Here is a 16,277-nt window from a genome sequence, read left to right on the forward strand (position 1 = left end):
GAATGGCACGAGCAACGAGAAGACGGGTAACTGCCTGCCAACCATCGCGCTCAGTTTCATGAGATCGAGACCCGTGATGTCCGCCATCGTGGTGAGCGGGATGCCGAGCGAACCAAACGCCACCGGCGCGGTGTTGCCGATGAGTGCCAGCTTGGCCGCTTCGAGCGGTTTGAAACCCAGCCCGATCATGAGCGCTCCCGTGATGGCCACCGGCGCCCCAAAACCCGCCGCGCCTTCGATGAAGGCTCCGAAGCAAAACGCGATCATCAGTGCCTGGATGCGCCGATCCCCCGAGACACCCGCGATCTGCCGTTGCAGCACGGCGAACTGATTCGTCTCCACGCTCAGGTTGTAAACGAACATCGCGTTCAGCACAATCCAGCCGATGGGAAAGAGGCCAAACACCGCGCCACTCACTGCCGCCATGCCCGCAAGCTGCGCCGGCATCTGATAAATGAAGATGGCGATCAATCCCGCCGCCACCAGCCCCGCCAGCGCCGCGAAATGCGCACGCGCATGCCAAAACGCCAGCAGCCCCAGCAACACGACCACCGGCAACGACGCCACGAGCGACGAGAAGATCAGATTGCCGAGAGGATCATAGTTTTGGGACCAAGTCATGGCTCTAAAGCGTCCACATGACGCCAAACTTGCAACCACTCATCCTGCTTCAATCCACAAAGCTGAACTCGTTCAGATTCAAAATCACACGACAGGTGTTTTCGAGACCTTCGCGCTTCGCGTAATCGACGAGCGGCGCGAGTTCATCGGCTTTGGGTTCTCGGGCAAGGGCGAGGGTAAAGGCACGCTTCGTCTGTGATTCGAGGCCTTGAGCCTCCTTGCTCACACGAGCGGCAAAGTGCTTCGCCATGGCGACGGTGAGGCCGTTGTTCATCAGGGCAAGCGCTTGCAGCGGGCTCAGCGATTCGTTGCGCTTGTCCACGCGCATGGAGGGGTCTGCGCAGTCCATCACCGTCATGAAGGGTTGCTGCTGGCTGCGCACGATGAAGCGGTAGATGCTGCGGCGGTGGCTCTTCGGATCTTCGGGATCGTGCAGATGGTATTCGTAGTGCGGGCTGTGCTGCGGCTTGTCGATGATGAAGTCCTGGAAGCTCGGACCGCCCATGGTGAAGTCCATTTTGCCGCTCACGGCGAGGATGCTGTCGCGAATGGATTCAGCGTCGAGTTTGCGGCGATTTTGGTGGGAGAGCCACATGTTCGCGGCGTCGGACTTGTCTGACAGGTCGGACGAGTCGGACTTTTGGCGATAGACCTCCGACATCACGATGAGCTTGTGCAGCTTCTTCAAGCTGCCGCCCATCTCATCGCGGAAGGTCACGGCCAGCCAATCAAGCAACTCAGGATGGCTCGGTTTGCCGCCCATGCGACCGAAGTCATTTGCGGTATCGACCAAACCCCGCCCGAAATGATGCTGCCAGACGCGGTTCACGATGCTGCGCCAGGTGAGCGCGTTGTTTTTATCGGTGATCCACTTCGCCAAAGCGGCACGGCGAGCGGATTCATGATCCCTGGTCACGTTGAACGGCACTTGAAGCAGTTCGCTCAGCGCTTTCACCGTGCCAGCGCTGACTTCCTGCGCGGGTTGCTTCAGGTCGCCGCGTTTGAGGACGTTGATCGTGCGCGGGATGCCATGCGTGCCTTTGAAGGCACCACTGCCGTAGTGGACGGCTCCGGCATAGACTTTCTGCGGCGCAGGCAGTTGAGGCAAGGCATCGCGCTGCTGGCGCGCGGCATGGAGCTTCTTCTTCGTGCCTTCGTCCGCCTGCGCGAGCATGAGGGCGTCGCGTTCGCGGATGAGCTTCTGTTTGTCTTCTTCAGTGCGGCTTTCGGGAGCGATGCCGTCGGTGAGATTGGCTTTCCGCCAGCGCGGCGCGGCTTCGATGCTGTCTAGCGATGTCACGGGGCGGCCAACCGCGAGGTTGGGGCCGGTTTTGCTGTCATAGACCTCCACCTCGGCCAGCGCGAAGATGTAATCGTTCATGCGCGGCGCGAGCTTCACGGCGGTGACGCGCACAAAGCGGCCGGTGACGCCGTCATCTCCCGCTGTGCCGCTTTCGAAAGGCTTGAGGCCCGGATTGGCGAAATCATTCATGAAGGTGGCGTCATGCTTTCGCCACACCAGCGTGACGCCAGTCTTGAAGGTGGGATCATCACTGACTTCGATCTTGAAGCGCACGGGAAAGCCGAAGCCACCGCCGATCTTGCCAAAATCGTCGTAGCAGGGCTTCAACACGATGCGCTCGACCTGCACGCTCTTGCCGAGATCCACCTGCACCCACTTCACCGCGTCCTGCGTGGGCGAGATGGCGCTGTGGTAGCCGAAATCGGGTTTCGCATTCGGATTCGCGCCTTTTTCTGCTGCTCCGTCGATGCGCTTGCTCAGTGCGGCGTAGGCCTCACCGGCTTTTTTCTTCAAAGGCTCCTCCAGCGCGGCGATCTCGTCGGTGATCTGCTTCTTCTGCTTTTGCAGCGCGGCGAACTTCTGCATCGAGGCATCGTCGGGATAGTAATCCACGTCGGTGCGGTCGATGCCGGCGAAGACCGCCTGGAGCGAGTAGTAGTCCTCCTGCGAGATGGGATCGAACTTGTGATAGTGGCACTGCGCGCACTGCACGGTGAGCGAACAAAAGGTGCCGATGGCGTTCTGCACCATGTCATCGCGGTCAAGATGGCGGGCGATCTTGCCATCGAGCTTCGTCTCCGGCACCTCCGCGTGTCCGATAAGATCCCATGGCCCGGCGGCGATGAATCCAAGCGCGGTGACGCCATCCGTGGTGCCTGGATAAAGCGCATCTCCGGCGATCTGCTCCTCAATGAAGCGCGAGTATGACTTGTCGTTGTTGAAGGCGCGAATGACGTAGTCGCGGTAGGGCCAGGCATTCATGCGCGGCTTGTCTTTGTCGTAGCCGTGGGTTTCGCCGTAATGCACAGCATCCAGCCAGTGCCGCGCCCAGCGCTCGCTATAGCGTGGGGAGGCGAGGAGTTTGTCCACGAGGGCTTCATACTTTTGATCCGTCAGATCAGTCACATCGGACGGATCAGGTGGCAGGCCCGTGAGATCGAAGTAGAGGCGGCGGATCAGCGTGCGGGCATCGGCACGCGGGGCGGGCGTGAGGCCTTTTTCTTTGAGCTTGGCGTGGATGAAGGCATCCACGCTTTGGCCTTGGGGTTTGGAGAGGGGTTTGAAGGCCCACCAGTCCGTTTTGTCCTCCAGCTTCGCCACATCCACGCCATCGGGCCAGTTTGCACCTTCGTCGATCCAGCGGCGGAGCGTTTCGAGCTCCGCACTGCTCAGCTTCGACTTCGGCGGCATGGGTGTGTCTTTCTCCAAACCGCTGACGAAGCGGAAAAGCTGGCTTTCCGCGCTGTGGTCGGGTTTCACATGCTTCAAGGCCACCGCTTTGATGTCGAGGCGGTAATCGTTCTTCTGTTTTTCAGCGCCGTGGCATTCGTAGCAGTGCTTTTCAAAGATCGGACGTACCTCACGCACAAAATCCACCGCGAGGACGGGGGTGGCGACACAGACGATGAAACTGAGGATGCGCATGAGTTTCCTTTCCTATACGGCACCGCAAACCGCTTTTCATGCCGCGCGTGTGCGGGACATGGGTCAGCGAGCACGTTTCGCGATCTCGGTCGTGTCGAGCACCTCGCCGCGAAGGTTTTTGAACTGGAGCTTCATCGTGGGAGCGCCGACCGTGAGGGTGAGCAGGAGGTAGTTGTCCTCGCGAGCGTGGAACTTGGATTGTGGGTCTTTGTAGAGGTCGCCGTCGCCTTTGAGGCAGGTGTTGAAATAGGGCAGGCTGCCGCTGAGTTCGGCACGATCGGCGAAGTATCCGAAGCCGGTGATGAGGGCGCTGCCTTGGCGGAAATGCTCGTGCCATGCGCCTTTCGTGAGGCCTTGCATCTGCGTCTGCTTTTCGTTCATGAGCGTGAGCACGAAGCCGCTCGTGCTGGCGGCCATGGTTTTGGCGAACCATTGGAACTGCGGGGAATCAGGCTGCCACGCATGACAGGTCTGCCATGTCGTACCGAAGTCTTGGATGTGATTCAAATCGAGCGCGATGAGGCGCAGATCGAAGCCGGGGAGGTCGAAGTGCCATTTCCATTCGTCGTCGGGGAGAGCGAAGAACTTGCGATAGGCAGTAGCTTCCACGTCATACACGGCATGGGCTGGCGGCTTCGGTCCGCGACCGGTGATCTCACGGTCGTGATTGCCGAGGATCGGCATAAAGGGCGTGCGGCGGAAGAGATCGCGGTTGGCGTCGATGAGCGCGCTGAAGGCTTTCGTGCCTTCCTTTCCTTTCTCATGCAGACTGGCGACGTTATCGCCGACGGTGAGCAGCAGATGGACGTCGTCTTTGATGATGGCACTCACATCTTTGCCCGGCGCATAACCCCAATCGCCGACGATGGCGATGCGCAGGTCCTTGCTCGGGTAGCTTTTGAACGTGTGAGTTGAAGAGACATCATTGCCGCTGCGCACGCGGTAGTGATAAAGCGTGTCACGCTTCTCCAGCGGGATCTCGATGTGGTGGAGTGCGACCTTATCTGCTGCTGAAATGCGTTGGATGAGTGCTTCACTCAGCCCAAAATCGACGAGCGAATCACTCGGCGCATCGGTCTCCCAGTTGATGACGATCTTTGAGGGATCGTTTGTCGCATGAGTGAGCCAGATGCGCTCGATGGGGGCGGGGAAAGCGGTCGTTGCTACGAAGTATGCGAGAAGTCGAAGCATGGCTATTCCAGCACCTTGATCTTCACATTCCGATACCAGACGGGAGCCTGTGCTTTGCCGTGCAAGCCCTGAAGACCGATGGGGCCGTTGCGGGCATAGTCTTTGAGAGCGACGGGGAATTTGTTCGGCGTGCCATCGGGGTTCTTTTTGGCTTCAGGCCAGTTGTTGAGGTCAGCGTTGATGACGAGTTCGCCGTTGAAGAGAACGCTGACTTTGCTGCCCTGGCAGGTGATGGTGAAATGATTCCATTCGCCGATGGGTTTCGACATGCTCTTGGTCGGCGGCATGGCGTCATAAATGGCGGCGACCTTGCCGTATTTGCTGCCGTCAGCGCTGTCGTGGACTTGGATTTCGAGCGCGGAGAGCACGTTCTTGATGTTGCCCGAGTGGAGGAAGACGCCGCTGTTGGATTCCTTCGCCACTTTGAATTCGAGGTCGAGGATGAAGTCGCCATAGGAGTCCTTGGTCCAGAGCGTGTCGTGATCTTTAGTGACCAGCTCGCCATTTGTGAAGCCCCAGCCGCCAGGAGCGACGGTGTTCGAGAGATCGGCGGTGAAAAGGTCCTTCCAGCCGGTGGTGTCGGGATAATCAGCGGCAAAGGTGAGGCTGGCGAGGAGGGTGCAAAGAAGCGTGAGTTTCATTGGAAAGCTCAAACGTTGCGAAGGGACGGCAGATTCCAAGTTTTATGCGGCTGGGATTGAGCTTATAGGTAAAGACATGCCTTTCTCCTCCCTCGGTCTTTCGGCACCGCTTGTCAGTGCGGTCAGCCAATTTATATCGCCAACGCCTGTTCAAAGCGCTGCCACCCCCGTGGCATTGAAGGGCGGGGATGTGCTGGCGACGGCGCAGACGGGCTCGGGCAAGACGATGGCGTTTGTGCTGCCGCTGCTTCAGCACTGGCTGGGCACTCGCCTGGAGAAGCCCCGGCGTGTCCACACGCTGATTCTCGTGCCCACGCGGGAACTGGCGGCACAGGTCACTGAGACGGTGCTGCGCTGCTCAGTGCATCTGCCGGAGCGGATCAAGGTGGTGAGTGCGTTTGGTGGAGTTTCGATCAACCCGCAGATGATGGCGCTGCGCGGTGGGGCGGACTTTGTAATCGCGACGCCAGGACGTTTGCTCGATCTCGTGGATCACAACGCGGTGCATCTTTCCCATGTCTCCGCGCTGGTGCTGGATGAAGCGGATCGGCTGCTGGATCTTGGTTTCGCGGATGAGCTGAAGCGCGTGCTGGCCCTGCTGCCGAAGCGTCGGCAAAACCTGCTGTTCTCGGCGACGTTTCCCGAAGCCGTGCAAGCTCTGGCGAAGGAGTTGCTGCATGAACCAACGGTGATCGAGATCGAAAGTGATCCGACTGAAATGCCGGTCATCGACCAGCGCGCCATCGAGGTGGACACCGACAAGCGCACACCGCTGCTGCGTCATTTGATCAAGACCGAAAGATGGAAACGCGTGCTCGTCTTTGTGGCTAAGCAATACAGCGCCGAGCATGTGGCTGACAAGTTGCGGCGCAGTGGCATCGCTGCGGTGGCGTTTCATGGCGAACTCAGTCAAGGCGCGCGCAGTCAGGCTTTGGCGGACTTCAAGGACACGCAAATTCAGGTGCTCGTCGCCACGGATCTCGCGGGTCGTGGGTTGGACATCGTGCAGTTGCCCGTGGTGGTGAACTACGACCTGCCGCGCTCCGCCGTGGATTACACGCACCGCATCGGCCGCACCGGGCGTGCGGGTGAAGCGGGGCTCGCCGTGAGCTTCATCACGGCGGAGTCCCACGCGCACTTCTGCCTGATCGAAAGGCGCAATCATCTGAGCATTGCCCGCGAGCAGATCCCTGGTTTTGAGCCTGAGGAACTGGCACCACCGCCCTCACCAAGCACGGGTGGCATCAAAGGCCTGCGCAAAAGCAAAAAGGACAAGCTGCGTGAAGCTGCGGCGAGAACGGGAACCTCTGGAGCTCGCTAAACGAGACCTTCCTTCAGAGCCTTCGCGACAGCTCCCGTGCGGGTGTTCACCTCCAGCTTTTCGTAGATGCGGCGGAGGTAGGTATCGACGGTGTGGATGCTGAGCGTGAGCTTGTCGGCGATCTCCTTTTTGATCAGACCTGTAGTCATGAGCTGGAGAATCTCTTTCTCGCGCTCGCTGAGACCGTAGTCGCTCTGCTTCGGCGCGAGCTTTGAAAACATATCCAGCACGCGGCGGGCGATGCGCGAGGTCATCGGAGAGCCGCCAGCGAGGGCATCGCGCACTGCCTGCGTGATGTCTGCAGCACCGCTGGTTTTTAATAGATAACCTGCGGCTCCAGCGCAGATGGCGCGGAAGACTTTGTCGTCGTCCTCGAAGACGGTGAGGATGACGATAAGGGTCTTCGGCGCGCGTTCTTTGATGAGGTGGATGCCATCCAGCCCACTCATGCCGGGCAGACCGACATCGAGCAGGATCAACTCAGGCGCGTCATCATGAGTGAGGGCGGTGAGGACTTTTTCGCACGAATCGAAGTCACGCGTGCATTGCAGACCCGCTTCAGCATTCAGCACACGAACAAGCGTGCGGCGGAAGGCGGCGTGGTCTTCGACGATCCAGATCGTGTTCATGAGAAAGGGGCTTCCAGCGTGATGTGCGTGCCTTTTTCAGGCTCGCTGGTGATGCGGAGCGTGCCACCGAGCACTTCGGCACGATGGCGAAGATTGGCGAGACCGTTTCCAGCCGTGACCGCATTCACATCGAAGCCGCAGCCGTCATCTTCGATGTGGAGGTGAAATCGTTTCGACTGCCAGAAAATCTCGATTTTCACATGGGTGGCTTTGGCGTGGCGGGCGATGTTGTGAGCAGCTTCACGGAAGAGCAGGAAGACTTGGCGATGAAACTCCAATGAAGCAGTGGCAGCATGGTCGATGCTGGGCAGATCGAGCTTCCAGTCGATGCCCATGAGCAATGTTGCGGCGCTTTGGCGCATGGCTTCGACGAGGCTCGTGAGCTTGGGCGCATCGCCTTCGCGCACGAGCCAGATGATGCCGCGCATGGACTCGGCTGCTTCACCAGCCAGGCGATGGATCTCCTCCAACGACTCGGTGTCGCCACCCTCTCGCAGGGCCAGTTCGGACATCAGGCGGATGCTGCCGAGATGGCTGCCGATGTCGTCGTGGAGATCACGCGAGATGCGCTGACGCAGTGCCTCCATCTCGCAGCGACGCGAGCGCCGCAGACGCCAGATCGCGAGCCAGGCCATGGCGATGCCCAGGCCCACGATGCCAACCGCTAGCCATGCGAGACGGGATTGTGCGATGCGCAGCGCAGCTCCATGGACGAGATCGAGCTGAACGAGATCATCGGTGATTTGTCGGCGTTTGGAGAGTTCTGCGAGCCAGGTGGATTCATCGACGAGCAGGCCGGAACTGCTGTGGCCATCGACCAGATGCTCGCGGGTCCACGCTGGCGTGAGGGTGTCGTCCGCACTCGTGACACTGGCCTTGAGCGCGATGTTTCTGCCCGCGCTGAATGTCTGCACCTCCGCCAGCGCAAAAACAAAATCGCCACTGCGCTCCCAAAGCTGGGTGGCGGTGATGCGGATGGTTTGCGCACGCAAACCAGATGTGGGGAAGGCGACAGGCGTATCGCCAGGATTCGTAAAATCTGCGGCAGTGCTGTCGAAGATCATCCGGCCATCGGCCTCGACCTTGAACCGACGCGGAAAGCCGAAGCCAAAGCGGTCTGGGTAATCAGGCGGATGTGCGGGGATGAGGCGGATCTCGGCCACATCACGTGCCTCGCCGAGGTCCAACTGCACCCACTTCGTGACATCTGCCGTGGTCGAGACCGCGCTGTGCCAGCCGTTCCCAGGCGCATCGTCGGGCCGCACGGGCAGACCGAGGGCATGACAACCATCGACCAGATGTTTTGGCGACCACGTGGGCAATGTCTCCACGGATTTCGGCGCGAGCACCTCGGCATGAAGCGCGATGTTTTGCCCGCCGCTGAAGACGAGCAATTCGCCGAGGCAGAAGATGAAGCGCTGCGGCAAACGCGGCTGTGGCACGAGCTGTGTGGCCGTGAAGCGCACATGGCGCGCCTTCACATCTCGCACGGCAATGTGCCAGGGTGCGAGCGGCATGGTGACATCGGCGGACGTTTGATCGAGCAGCGTGGTGGACTCGGCGAAGAGCGGATCATTCGAGGCATCGACACGAAAGCGACGAGGAAACCCATAGGCTTCGGCACTGCCGAACATCGCAGGCACCACGACCACGGCATCGAGCCGATGCTCCGCACCCAGATCCACCTGCACCCAGCGGATGGAGTCCGGCTGTGGAGCAAAGCCGCTGTGAAAGCCCGCATGCTCATGCGGCTGAGCTGAAGCTGCGGATACAAGCTGCTCAAGCTCAGCTCGAAGTTGCTTCTGCTTTTTTTCGATGACTGCGACTTCTGCATTCAGCCATGCCCAAGGCACACCTGCCTGCGTGGCGGTGGTGGCGAGCCATAAAAATGGAAGCAGCCAGCGATTCAAACCGCCTGATCATTCCTGCCACAGGACAAAGTGCAACCCACGCGAAGGCGGGACATTTTCACTCCATGAGATGCGTTTAAAGAAGCCCTGCATCTCCAACCCACATCGCTCATGATGAAACGCCTGCTCATCCTTCTCTGGACTACGTCCACGATCTTCGCCGCTGATCTGCCCACACTTCATCCGAAGGCTTCAGCCCTGCCGTTCACGCACCAGGGACCGTTTGTGAACACAGCGGAAGGCGGGGTGCTTTGCGTGGATGCAAAGAACGCACTGCGCAGCACGGATGAGGGCCGCACATGGGACACCACGCCGCTGTTTGCAGAGCCAGCGAAGTTCACCGTGAGCAGCGAACGAGCGCTGCTGCGCACGCGAGAAGGCGTCATCATCTCGGCGTGGATGAATCTCACCGAGCGGGCTCAGCCAAAGGGCTGGCACTGGGGTGAGAAGGACGTGTCATGGAAGGACTTCATTTTGCCGACCTACATCTGCCGCAGCACCGATGATGGCAAAACGTGGGAGACGCCTGTGAAGCTCAGCGATCCTTGGTGCGGCTGCATTCACTCGCTCATTCAAATGAAAAGCGGCCGCATCGTGCTCGTGGGGCAGGAGATCATTCCGCAATGGCGTCATGCCACGGTGATGTGGGCTTCGGATGACCTCGGCAAAACCTGGCAGCGCGGTGACATGCTCGATTATGGCGTGGGCACGCATGATCATGCCGGTTCACTCGAAGGCAGTGTCATCGAGCGGAAGGATGGATCACTCTATCTGCTGCTGCGCACGGAGTCGGGCTACCTGTGGGAAGCCACCTCGCGCGATGGTTTGAAGTGGGAAAGGCTGAAGCAAACAACGATTCAATCCGTCACCTGCTGCCCGCAGATGGCCCGTCTGGCCGATGGCCGCATCGCGCTGCTGTGGAATGCACCGCCGCGTCATGATCCGAAGAGTGGCTCAAGTCGTGTGGAGCTGTCGCTGGCTTTTTCCAGTGACGAAACGGCGACGTGGTCAAAGCCTGTCATCGTTGCGGCGAACTACGTGCCCGGCGGTCGCGTATCCTATCCCTACCTTTACGAGCGCAAGCCGGGCGAACTCTGGATCACGACGATGCAGGGCGGTCTGCGCATGAAGATCAACGTCGCCGATCTCAACGCGGGCGAAATTCCCGTGTTTGTGCCTCCGCCAAAGGCCGCGCCGAAGCCCGGCGGCGTCATCATGTTTGGTGACTCCACCACCGCACCTCGTGGATCTGTCAAAGTCTATGCTACTCGTGTCGAGACAGCGCTGCAGAGCATCGGCTCCTCGCTCGGCGTTCACAATGCAGGTGTCCCCAGCAACACTACGGTGCAGGCACGCAAACGTCTCCAGGAAGATGTGCTGCGCCACAAACCGCGCGTCGTGGTCATGCAGTTCGGCATTAATGACTCCGCCGTCGATGTATGGAAGAAGCCACCGATGGCCGAGCCACGCGTGAGCTTGGCGGCCTTCATCGACAACTACCGCTTCATGATCGCCGAAACACAGAAGCAAGGCGCGAAGGTCATTCTCATGACCACCAATCCGCTGCGCTGGACATCGAAGCTGCGCGAACTCTACGGCAAGCCGCCCTACAATGCGGATGCCGAGAATGGCTTCGAGTCACTGAACCTCACACGCTACAACGACGCGCTTCGCAAACTTGCCGGCGAGATGAAGGTGTCGCTCGTCGATGTCCACGCGGCTTATCCGGCCTTCGCCGCCAAGAACAAGACCACCATTGATGCCATGCTCACCGATGGAATGCATCCTGGAGATCTCGGGCATCAACTCGTCGCAGAGTTGCTCGTTCCTGCTATTCGAGATGCAGTCCGCTAATTCTCCCCTTTCCATGAGCCCCTCATTCCAAGTGCATCGAGTCCATCCTCAAGGCGCTGTCCAAGCCATGAAATCCCTCACCATCGCTCTTCTACTCTCTTGCCCCGCCTTTGCCGCTGATCCTGTGCGCGTCCTTGTTTGGGACGAGCAGCAGCCCCGGCAGTCGCAGGGATATGGCGACAAGTTTCTCGGCGAAACCATCGCCACACATCTCGCCACGCGGCCCGGTTTGACCGTGAAATCGACGAAGCTCGATGCGCCCGATCAAGGTCTCGATGACGCCACGCTCGATGCCACGGACGTGCTCATCTTCTGGAGCCATGCGCGTCAAAAAGATCAAAACGACGAACGTGTCGAGGCTGTGGTGAAACGTGTCATGGCGGGAAAGCTCAGTCTCATCGCGCTGCACTCCGCGCATTGGAGCAAGCCCTTCGTGCGCCTCATGCAGGAGCGTGCGAAAGCCGATGCCGCCGCGCAGCATCCCGGCGCGAAGTGGGAATTCACCAACGATAAGCCCTATGGCGTCATTCGTCCGAAGGTGGCCCGCATCACGCCCTTCATCGAGAAAGGCGATGGCGATCTGATGAAGCTCACGCTGCCGCAGTGCGTGTTTCCCGCCTTTCGAGCCGATGGAGCACCCTCGCATGTCACCACATTGCTGCCAGAGCATCCTATCGCGAAAGGTTTGTCGGCGAAGTGGGACATCCCGCAGACCGAGATGTATGGCGAGCCCTTCCATGTTCCACCGCCCGATGAGGTCGTCTTTGAGGAAACGTGGGACAAAGGCGAGCGCTTCCGCAGTGGCTGTGTGTGGAAGGTGGGCGTGGGGCGTGTCTTCTACTTCCGTCCTGGTCATGAAACCTACCCCGTCTTCAAACAAGCCGCGCCGCTCCTCGTCATTGAGAACGCCGTTCGTTGGCTCGGCACACGCGACGATGGCTTCACGTCTCTGTTCAACGGCAAAGACCTCATCGGTTGGGATGGCGATCCGAAGCTCTGGAAGGTCGAGAACGGCATCGTCATCGGCACGAATCCCACGCCGGAGGCCATGGCGAACAACAGCTTCCTCATCTGGCGCGGCGGCTCGGTGAAGGACTTTGAGCTTCGCGCCACTGTCCGCGTTATCGGGGATAACAACAGCGGCATCCAGTATCGCAGCCGCGAGCTGAAGGACGTGGCCCCGTGGGTCATCACCGGCTACCAGTGCGACATCCATCCCGCCATCGAGCACACCGGCATGACCTACGAGGAGCGCGGTCGCGGCATCTTTGGCCTGAACGGCAAAAACGTCCTCCTCGACCCCGATGGTGCCCTCTGGCAGCTCAGCGAGCACACGCCGGTGAAGGTCGATGTGAGCCAGTGGAACGAATACGTCATCATCGCGCAGGGAAACCGCCTCCAGCACTTCATCAACGGCCAGCCCACCTCCGAACTCATCGACCACCACGCCGACAAACGCACCCTGGAAGGCCTGCTCGCCATCCAGCTCCACAAAGGCAACCCCAACCGCGTCGAGATCAAAGAGCTAAAGCTCAAAGTGCTGCCCGAGGCCGCGATGGTGCCGTTTGAGGCTGGGAAACTCTCCACGGCCACGAAGATCGAGAAACCGCGCACGAGTCGTCCGCAAGGCACGGGACCGGTGGTGCCGGTGAAGAGAAAATAAAGCTAGAAAACCGTAGCACTCCTTTCTGAGGCTGTAACCTTCTCGACACAACCACGGACATTACATGAAATACTGGATCAAAAATATAGGGACATCTGAGTTTCATGGCCCATTCTCAATCAGTGAGATTAAGGAGCAGATTCGGTCTGGCGCAATTAACTGGGATTTTGAAGCTGTGGAAGCATCAGGACAATCGCTTGGGGCACTCAAGCGCACTACAAGCTGGATTCCTCTCGGGTCGCTATTTACAGAACAGGACAAGCACTCTTCGATTTCACAAAACTCTCTAGATTCAGCAGCCAGCTCAAAAGCCTTTTCCATCGGAGGAGGGCAATCACCCTCAGCTTTTTTGGAAATGGTGCGTGGCCGCACATGCTACACTGCTCTCCGTGAGATGATCGGCTTGCTATCAACAATCTCAATTGTCGTTACAACGCTACTGGCTGGAGCCTTGGTCGTGGTCGGCCTCCGCGATAATAGTGCTGGCTCAATTGTCGCAGGAATTGCTATCGGTGTTTTGGGTTGCTTTGCTGCAATAGCCGCAAAGCAAGCATCCCTACTCCTGATTGATATCGCAGACACGCTAATCGAACAGGTTCGGACCAAGGAAAGCGATAGAAGTTGAAATTGCCTTTCGCGGTGCTCAAAACGAATCCAAAACCATAATTTAAACGCCTCTATGACTGAGAATGAGTATGAACTTCTGACCGAATTTGCGTCTCTCCCGCTGTATGACGACAGCAGCCCATCGTGCGCGCTTATAGATAATCCGACAAGAGAACGTGCTGACGGATCTTTGGTCGCAGCGGTCTGGGAAGCTGATACCATGGAACTCGCTAATGAATATTTGAGGAATAGTCGCCTCATACCAAAAGGAGGCATTCGCTATTTCGACGGAGAGGGAAAGAATCCAAACATCTTGGCCTATTTTTGGGAAGTGAAGTGATCGCTTGCCGATTTTTTTTCATGTCGTTTAGGACTTCGACTGAAGGTTTGAGACCGCGCCTGTCGTTCACCGACGCCATGCGCCTCCTCCTCTGCCTCTTCGCCCTCAGCTCTTCGCTCTACGCGGCTGCTCCGCCGCCCAACATCATCATCCACTTCATCGACGACCTCGGCTACGGCGACATCGGACCCTTCGGCGCGGTGAAGCAGAAGACGCCGCATCTCGACCGCATGGCGCGGGAGGGCATGAAGCTCACGTCGTTCTACGCCGCGCCGGTTTGCAGCGTGTCGCGGGCGCAGATCACGACGGGGTGCTATGGCGCACGCATTTCCGTGCCCGGCGTGTATCCGCCCGGTAGCAAGAACGGGCTACACCCGCAGGAGCACACCATCGCGGATCGCTTGCGGCCGCTGGGCTATGCCACGCAGTGCATCGGCAAATGGCACCTCGGCGACCAACCGGCGTTTTTGCCGACGAAGCAGGGCTTCGATCACTACCTCGGCATCCCGTATTCCAATGACATGCTCAAAACCGCGAGCGTGGACGGTCGACGCGTCGTGCCGCTCGTGCGCGATGATCAGGTGGAGCGCCTGCTCGATGAAGCGGACCAGGATCGCATCGAGGAAATCTACACGGACGAGGCCGTGAAGTTCATCCGCAGCACCCAATCAACGAAGAACCAAGAACCAGGCACCAAGAACACGGCGCAGCCGTTCTTCCTCTACTTCCCGCACACCGCCGTGCACACGCCCATCCATCCCAGCAAAGCCTTCCAGGGCAGCTCGCAAAACGGCCGTTTTGGCGACTGGGTGCAGGAGGTCGACGCCAGCATCGGTCGCGTGTTCGACACGCTGCGCGAGCTGCAGCTCGATACCAACACGCTCGTCATCTTCACCAGCGACAACGGCCCCTGGCTCATCAAAGGCCCCGATGGCGGCAGCGCCGGTCCGCTGCGCGGCGGCAAAGGCAGCACCTGGGAAGGCGGCGTGCGCGTCCCCGCGCTCGCGTGGTGGCCCGGCAGGATCGCGCCCGGCAGCGTGAGCGATGCCGTCGCCGGCACCATCGACGTGCTGCCCACCTGCCTGAAAATCGCCGGAGCCGAAGTGCCCGCGCAGCCCGTGATCGATGGCCGCGACCTCTCCCCGCTGCTCTTTGGCCAGAGCAAAGACTCCCCACGCGAAGCGCACTACTACTTCTCCAGCTACAACCTCCAGGCCGTGCGCCAAGGCCCGTGGAAGCTCGCGCTCACCACGCAAAAAGAAACCATGGGGCAAGAAGCCGCCGACGATGCGAAAAAGAACCCGCGCCTCTACCAACTCGATCAAGACATCGGCGAAACGACCAACCTCGCCGCCCAACATCCCGACCTCGTCGCCAAGCTCACCGCCCTCGCCGAAAAGATGACCACCGAGATCGGCGGCGACGAACCCAAGAGCCGCCGCCCGCCCGGCGAAGTCGAAAATCCCGTCACGCTCTATCCCACGAGCGACAAACCCAAGGAAGGCCGCACTCCCAAGGCCAAAGCCAAGCCCACCGACCTCTCCAAGCTCCAGCCCGGCGACAAACTCGATGCCGACAAAGCCCCGCACATCGCCGACACGTCCTTCACCCTCACCTGCGAACTCACCACCGCGCAGCGCGATGCCATCCTCATCGCCCACGGCGGTGCCAGCACCGGCTACGCGCTCCATCTCAGCGGCGGCAAGCTCATCTGGGCCATCCGCCACGGCAAAACCCTCACCACCGCCCAAACCGACTACCCCGCCGACAACCAACCTCACCGCATCACCGCCGCCCTCAGCAAAAAAGGCCAGCTCACCCTTCAGCTCGATCAAAACGCCCCCGTCACCGCGAATAGCCCCGGCCTCATCCGCTCCCAGCCCAAAGAAGACTTCTGCCTCGGCCACGACAACAAAGTCCCCGTGGCCACTTACACGGCGAACGGGAAGTTTGAGGGGAAGATCGTGAATGTGAAGGTGATGCAGTAGAGATAAAAACTCTGCATCTCTGCTCCTCCGCCCCTCTGCGGCAAAACCAAGCGTCCTAGACGTTCTTTTCTGCCGCAGACTAGCAGAGAGGCAAAGGAGCAGAGTTTGACGGTGCAACATCCTCACCCGCGTCCCGTTCACGCACCATGCGCCGCGTTTTCCTTCTCTGTCTCTTTGCCCTCAGCCCTTCGCTCTTCGCCCAAAAAGCCGCCACACCGCCGCCGACGAAGCCACCGCTGGTCAGCGTGGACATCACGAAGCTGCCGGAGGGCACGACGCATCTCGACCTGTGGCTGCTATGCGGACAGTCGAACATGAAAGGACGCGGATTCATGCCGGAGGAGCCGAAGAAGGACCCGCGCATCGTCATGATGCACAAGATGGACGACCAGTGGTATCTCGCTCGGCATCCGCTGCATCTCACGGGCGACGCGAAGACCTTCCAAGGCCACGACAACGCCGTTAGCGGTGCGCCGAGTGCCCTCGGTCTAAGCTTGCCTTTTGGTTTCGACAACTATGCCGCTTTCTGCTGACTGTCGATCTGCCTGGGCTTGGCCCAGGCTTCG

12 protein-coding genes are annotated in these 16,277 nt (G+C 59.7%); 6 read left to right on the plus strand and 6 right to left on the minus strand.

Going from position 1 to position 16,277, the window contains the following annotated elements:
* The 4 genes from AC6FTP_RS20405 to AC6FTP_RS20420 form a co-directional block, all read right to left on the minus strand.
* Positions 1-621 (minus strand): L-lactate permease (locus AC6FTP_RS20405; protein WP_497208752.1); only part of this gene is annotated, 621 nt, incomplete at its 3' end.
* Between the two features lie 49 nt (positions 622-670).
* A complete protein-coding gene (locus AC6FTP_RS20410) occupies positions 671-3,568 on the minus strand; it encodes a DUF1553 domain-containing protein (protein ID WP_497208753.1) in 2,898 nt (965 codons plus the stop codon).
* Positions 3,569-3,631: 63 nt separating this feature from the next.
* Positions 3,632-4,759: a purple acid phosphatase family protein gene (locus AC6FTP_RS20415; protein WP_497208754.1), complete on the minus strand. Its 1,128-nt coding sequence runs from the start codon at positions 4,757-4,759 to the stop codon at positions 3,632-3,634.
* Positions 4,760-4,761: 2 nt separating this feature from the next.
* Positions 4,762-5,400, minus strand: a complete 639-nt coding sequence (locus AC6FTP_RS20420) for a 3-keto-disaccharide hydrolase (protein WP_497208755.1) — start codon at positions 5,398-5,400, stop codon at positions 4,762-4,764.
* Between the two features lie 76 nt (positions 5,401-5,476).
* Between AC6FTP_RS20420 and AC6FTP_RS20425 the strand changes: the two genes are divergently transcribed.
* Positions 5,477-6,721 (plus strand): DEAD/DEAH box helicase, encoded by a 1,245-nt coding sequence (locus AC6FTP_RS20425; RefSeq protein ID WP_497208756.1) that lies wholly within the window; start codon positions 5,477-5,479, stop codon positions 6,719-6,721.
* On the opposite strand, the gene AC6FTP_RS20430 is transcribed toward AC6FTP_RS20425, so the two are convergent.
* Both AC6FTP_RS20430 and AC6FTP_RS20435 read right to left on the minus strand, forming a co-directional pair.
* Positions 6,718-7,350, minus strand: a complete 633-nt coding sequence (locus tag AC6FTP_RS20430) for a response regulator transcription factor (protein WP_497208757.1) — start codon at positions 7,348-7,350, stop codon at positions 6,718-6,720. The two genes, AC6FTP_RS20425 and AC6FTP_RS20430, sit on opposite strands and share 4 nt — an antisense overlap.
* Positions 7,347-9,260 carry an ATP-binding protein gene (locus tag AC6FTP_RS20435; protein WP_497208758.1) on the minus strand — a complete coding sequence of 638 codons (1,914 nt, stop codon included), beginning with the start codon at positions 9,258-9,260 and terminating at the stop codon, positions 7,347-7,349. Before AC6FTP_RS20435 ends, AC6FTP_RS20430 begins: the two co-directional genes overlap by 4 nt.
* Before the next feature lie 111 nt (positions 9,261-9,371).
* Between AC6FTP_RS20435 and AC6FTP_RS20440 the strand changes: the two genes are divergently transcribed.
* The 5 genes from AC6FTP_RS20440 (at position 9,372) to AC6FTP_RS20460 (ending at position 16,244) form a co-directional block, all read left to right on the plus strand.
* The gene (locus AC6FTP_RS20440; protein ID WP_497208759.1) at positions 9,372-11,114 is read left to right on the plus strand and encodes an exo-alpha-sialidase; all 1,743 of its coding nucleotides are present in this window, start codon (positions 9,372-9,374) and stop codon (positions 11,112-11,114) included.
* 67 nt (positions 11,115-11,181) lie between these two features.
* Positions 11,182-12,777 carry a 3-keto-alpha-glucoside-1,2-lyase-like domain-containing protein gene (locus AC6FTP_RS20445; RefSeq protein WP_497208760.1) on the plus strand — a complete coding sequence of 532 codons (1,596 nt, stop codon included), beginning with the start codon at positions 11,182-11,184 and terminating at the stop codon, positions 12,775-12,777.
* A gap of 64 nt (positions 12,778-12,841) precedes the next feature.
* Positions 12,842-13,402 carry a hypothetical protein gene (locus tag AC6FTP_RS20450; RefSeq protein WP_497208761.1) on the plus strand — a complete coding sequence of 187 codons (561 nt, stop codon included), beginning with the start codon at positions 12,842-12,844 and terminating at the stop codon, positions 13,400-13,402.
* Positions 13,403-13,800: 398 nt separating this feature from the next.
* A complete protein-coding gene (locus AC6FTP_RS20455) occupies positions 13,801-15,711 on the plus strand; it encodes a sulfatase-like hydrolase/transferase (RefSeq protein ID WP_497208762.1) in 1,911 nt (636 codons plus the stop codon).
* Positions 15,712-15,857: 146 nt separating this feature from the next.
* On the plus strand, positions 15,858-16,244 hold the full coding sequence (locus tag AC6FTP_RS20460) for a sialate O-acetylesterase (protein ID WP_497208763.1): 387 nt from the start codon (positions 15,858-15,860) through the stop codon (positions 16,242-16,244).
* Positions 16,245-16,277 lie beyond the last annotated feature (33 nt).

It is taken from the genome of Prosthecobacter sp. (assembly GCF_044378005.1).
Classification (GTDB): Bacteria; Verrucomicrobiota; Verrucomicrobiia; order Verrucomicrobiales; family Verrucomicrobiaceae; genus Prosthecobacter.

What these genes read in the sequence shown, in the direction of transcription:
- AC6FTP_RS20460 (WP_497208763.1), top strand. Translation starts at nt 15,858, where the DNA reads ATGCGCCGCGTTTTCCTTCTCTGTCTCTTTGCCCTCAGCCCTTCGCTC.
- AC6FTP_RS20425 (WP_497208756.1), top strand. Translation starts at nt 5,477, where the DNA reads ATGCCTTTCTCCTCCCTCGGTCTTTCGGCACCGCTTGTCAGTGCGGTC.
- AC6FTP_RS20430 (WP_497208757.1), bottom strand. Translation starts at nt 7,350, where the DNA reads ATGAACACGATCTGGATCGTCGAAGACCACGCCGCCTTCCGCCGCACG.
- AC6FTP_RS20420 (WP_497208755.1), bottom strand. Translation starts at nt 5,400, where the DNA reads ATGAAACTCACGCTTCTTTGCACCCTCCTCGCCAGCCTCACCTTTGCC.
- AC6FTP_RS20455 (WP_497208762.1), top strand. Translation starts at nt 13,801, where the DNA reads ATGCGCCTCCTCCTCTGCCTCTTCGCCCTCAGCTCTTCGCTCTACGCG.
- AC6FTP_RS20410 (WP_497208753.1), bottom strand. Translation starts at nt 3,568, where the DNA reads ATGCGCATCCTCAGTTTCATCGTCTGTGTCGCCACCCCCGTCCTCGCG.
- AC6FTP_RS20440 (WP_497208759.1), top strand. Translation starts at nt 9,372, where the DNA reads ATGATGAAACGCCTGCTCATCCTTCTCTGGACTACGTCCACGATCTTC.
- AC6FTP_RS20415 (WP_497208754.1), bottom strand. Translation starts at nt 4,759, where the DNA reads ATGCTTCGACTTCTCGCATACTTCGTAGCAACGACCGCTTTCCCCGCC.
- AC6FTP_RS20445 (WP_497208760.1), top strand. Translation starts at nt 11,182, where the DNA reads ATGAAATCCCTCACCATCGCTCTTCTACTCTCTTGCCCCGCCTTTGCC.
- AC6FTP_RS20450 (WP_497208761.1), top strand. Translation starts at nt 12,842, where the DNA reads ATGAAATACTGGATCAAAAATATAGGGACATCTGAGTTTCATGGCCCA.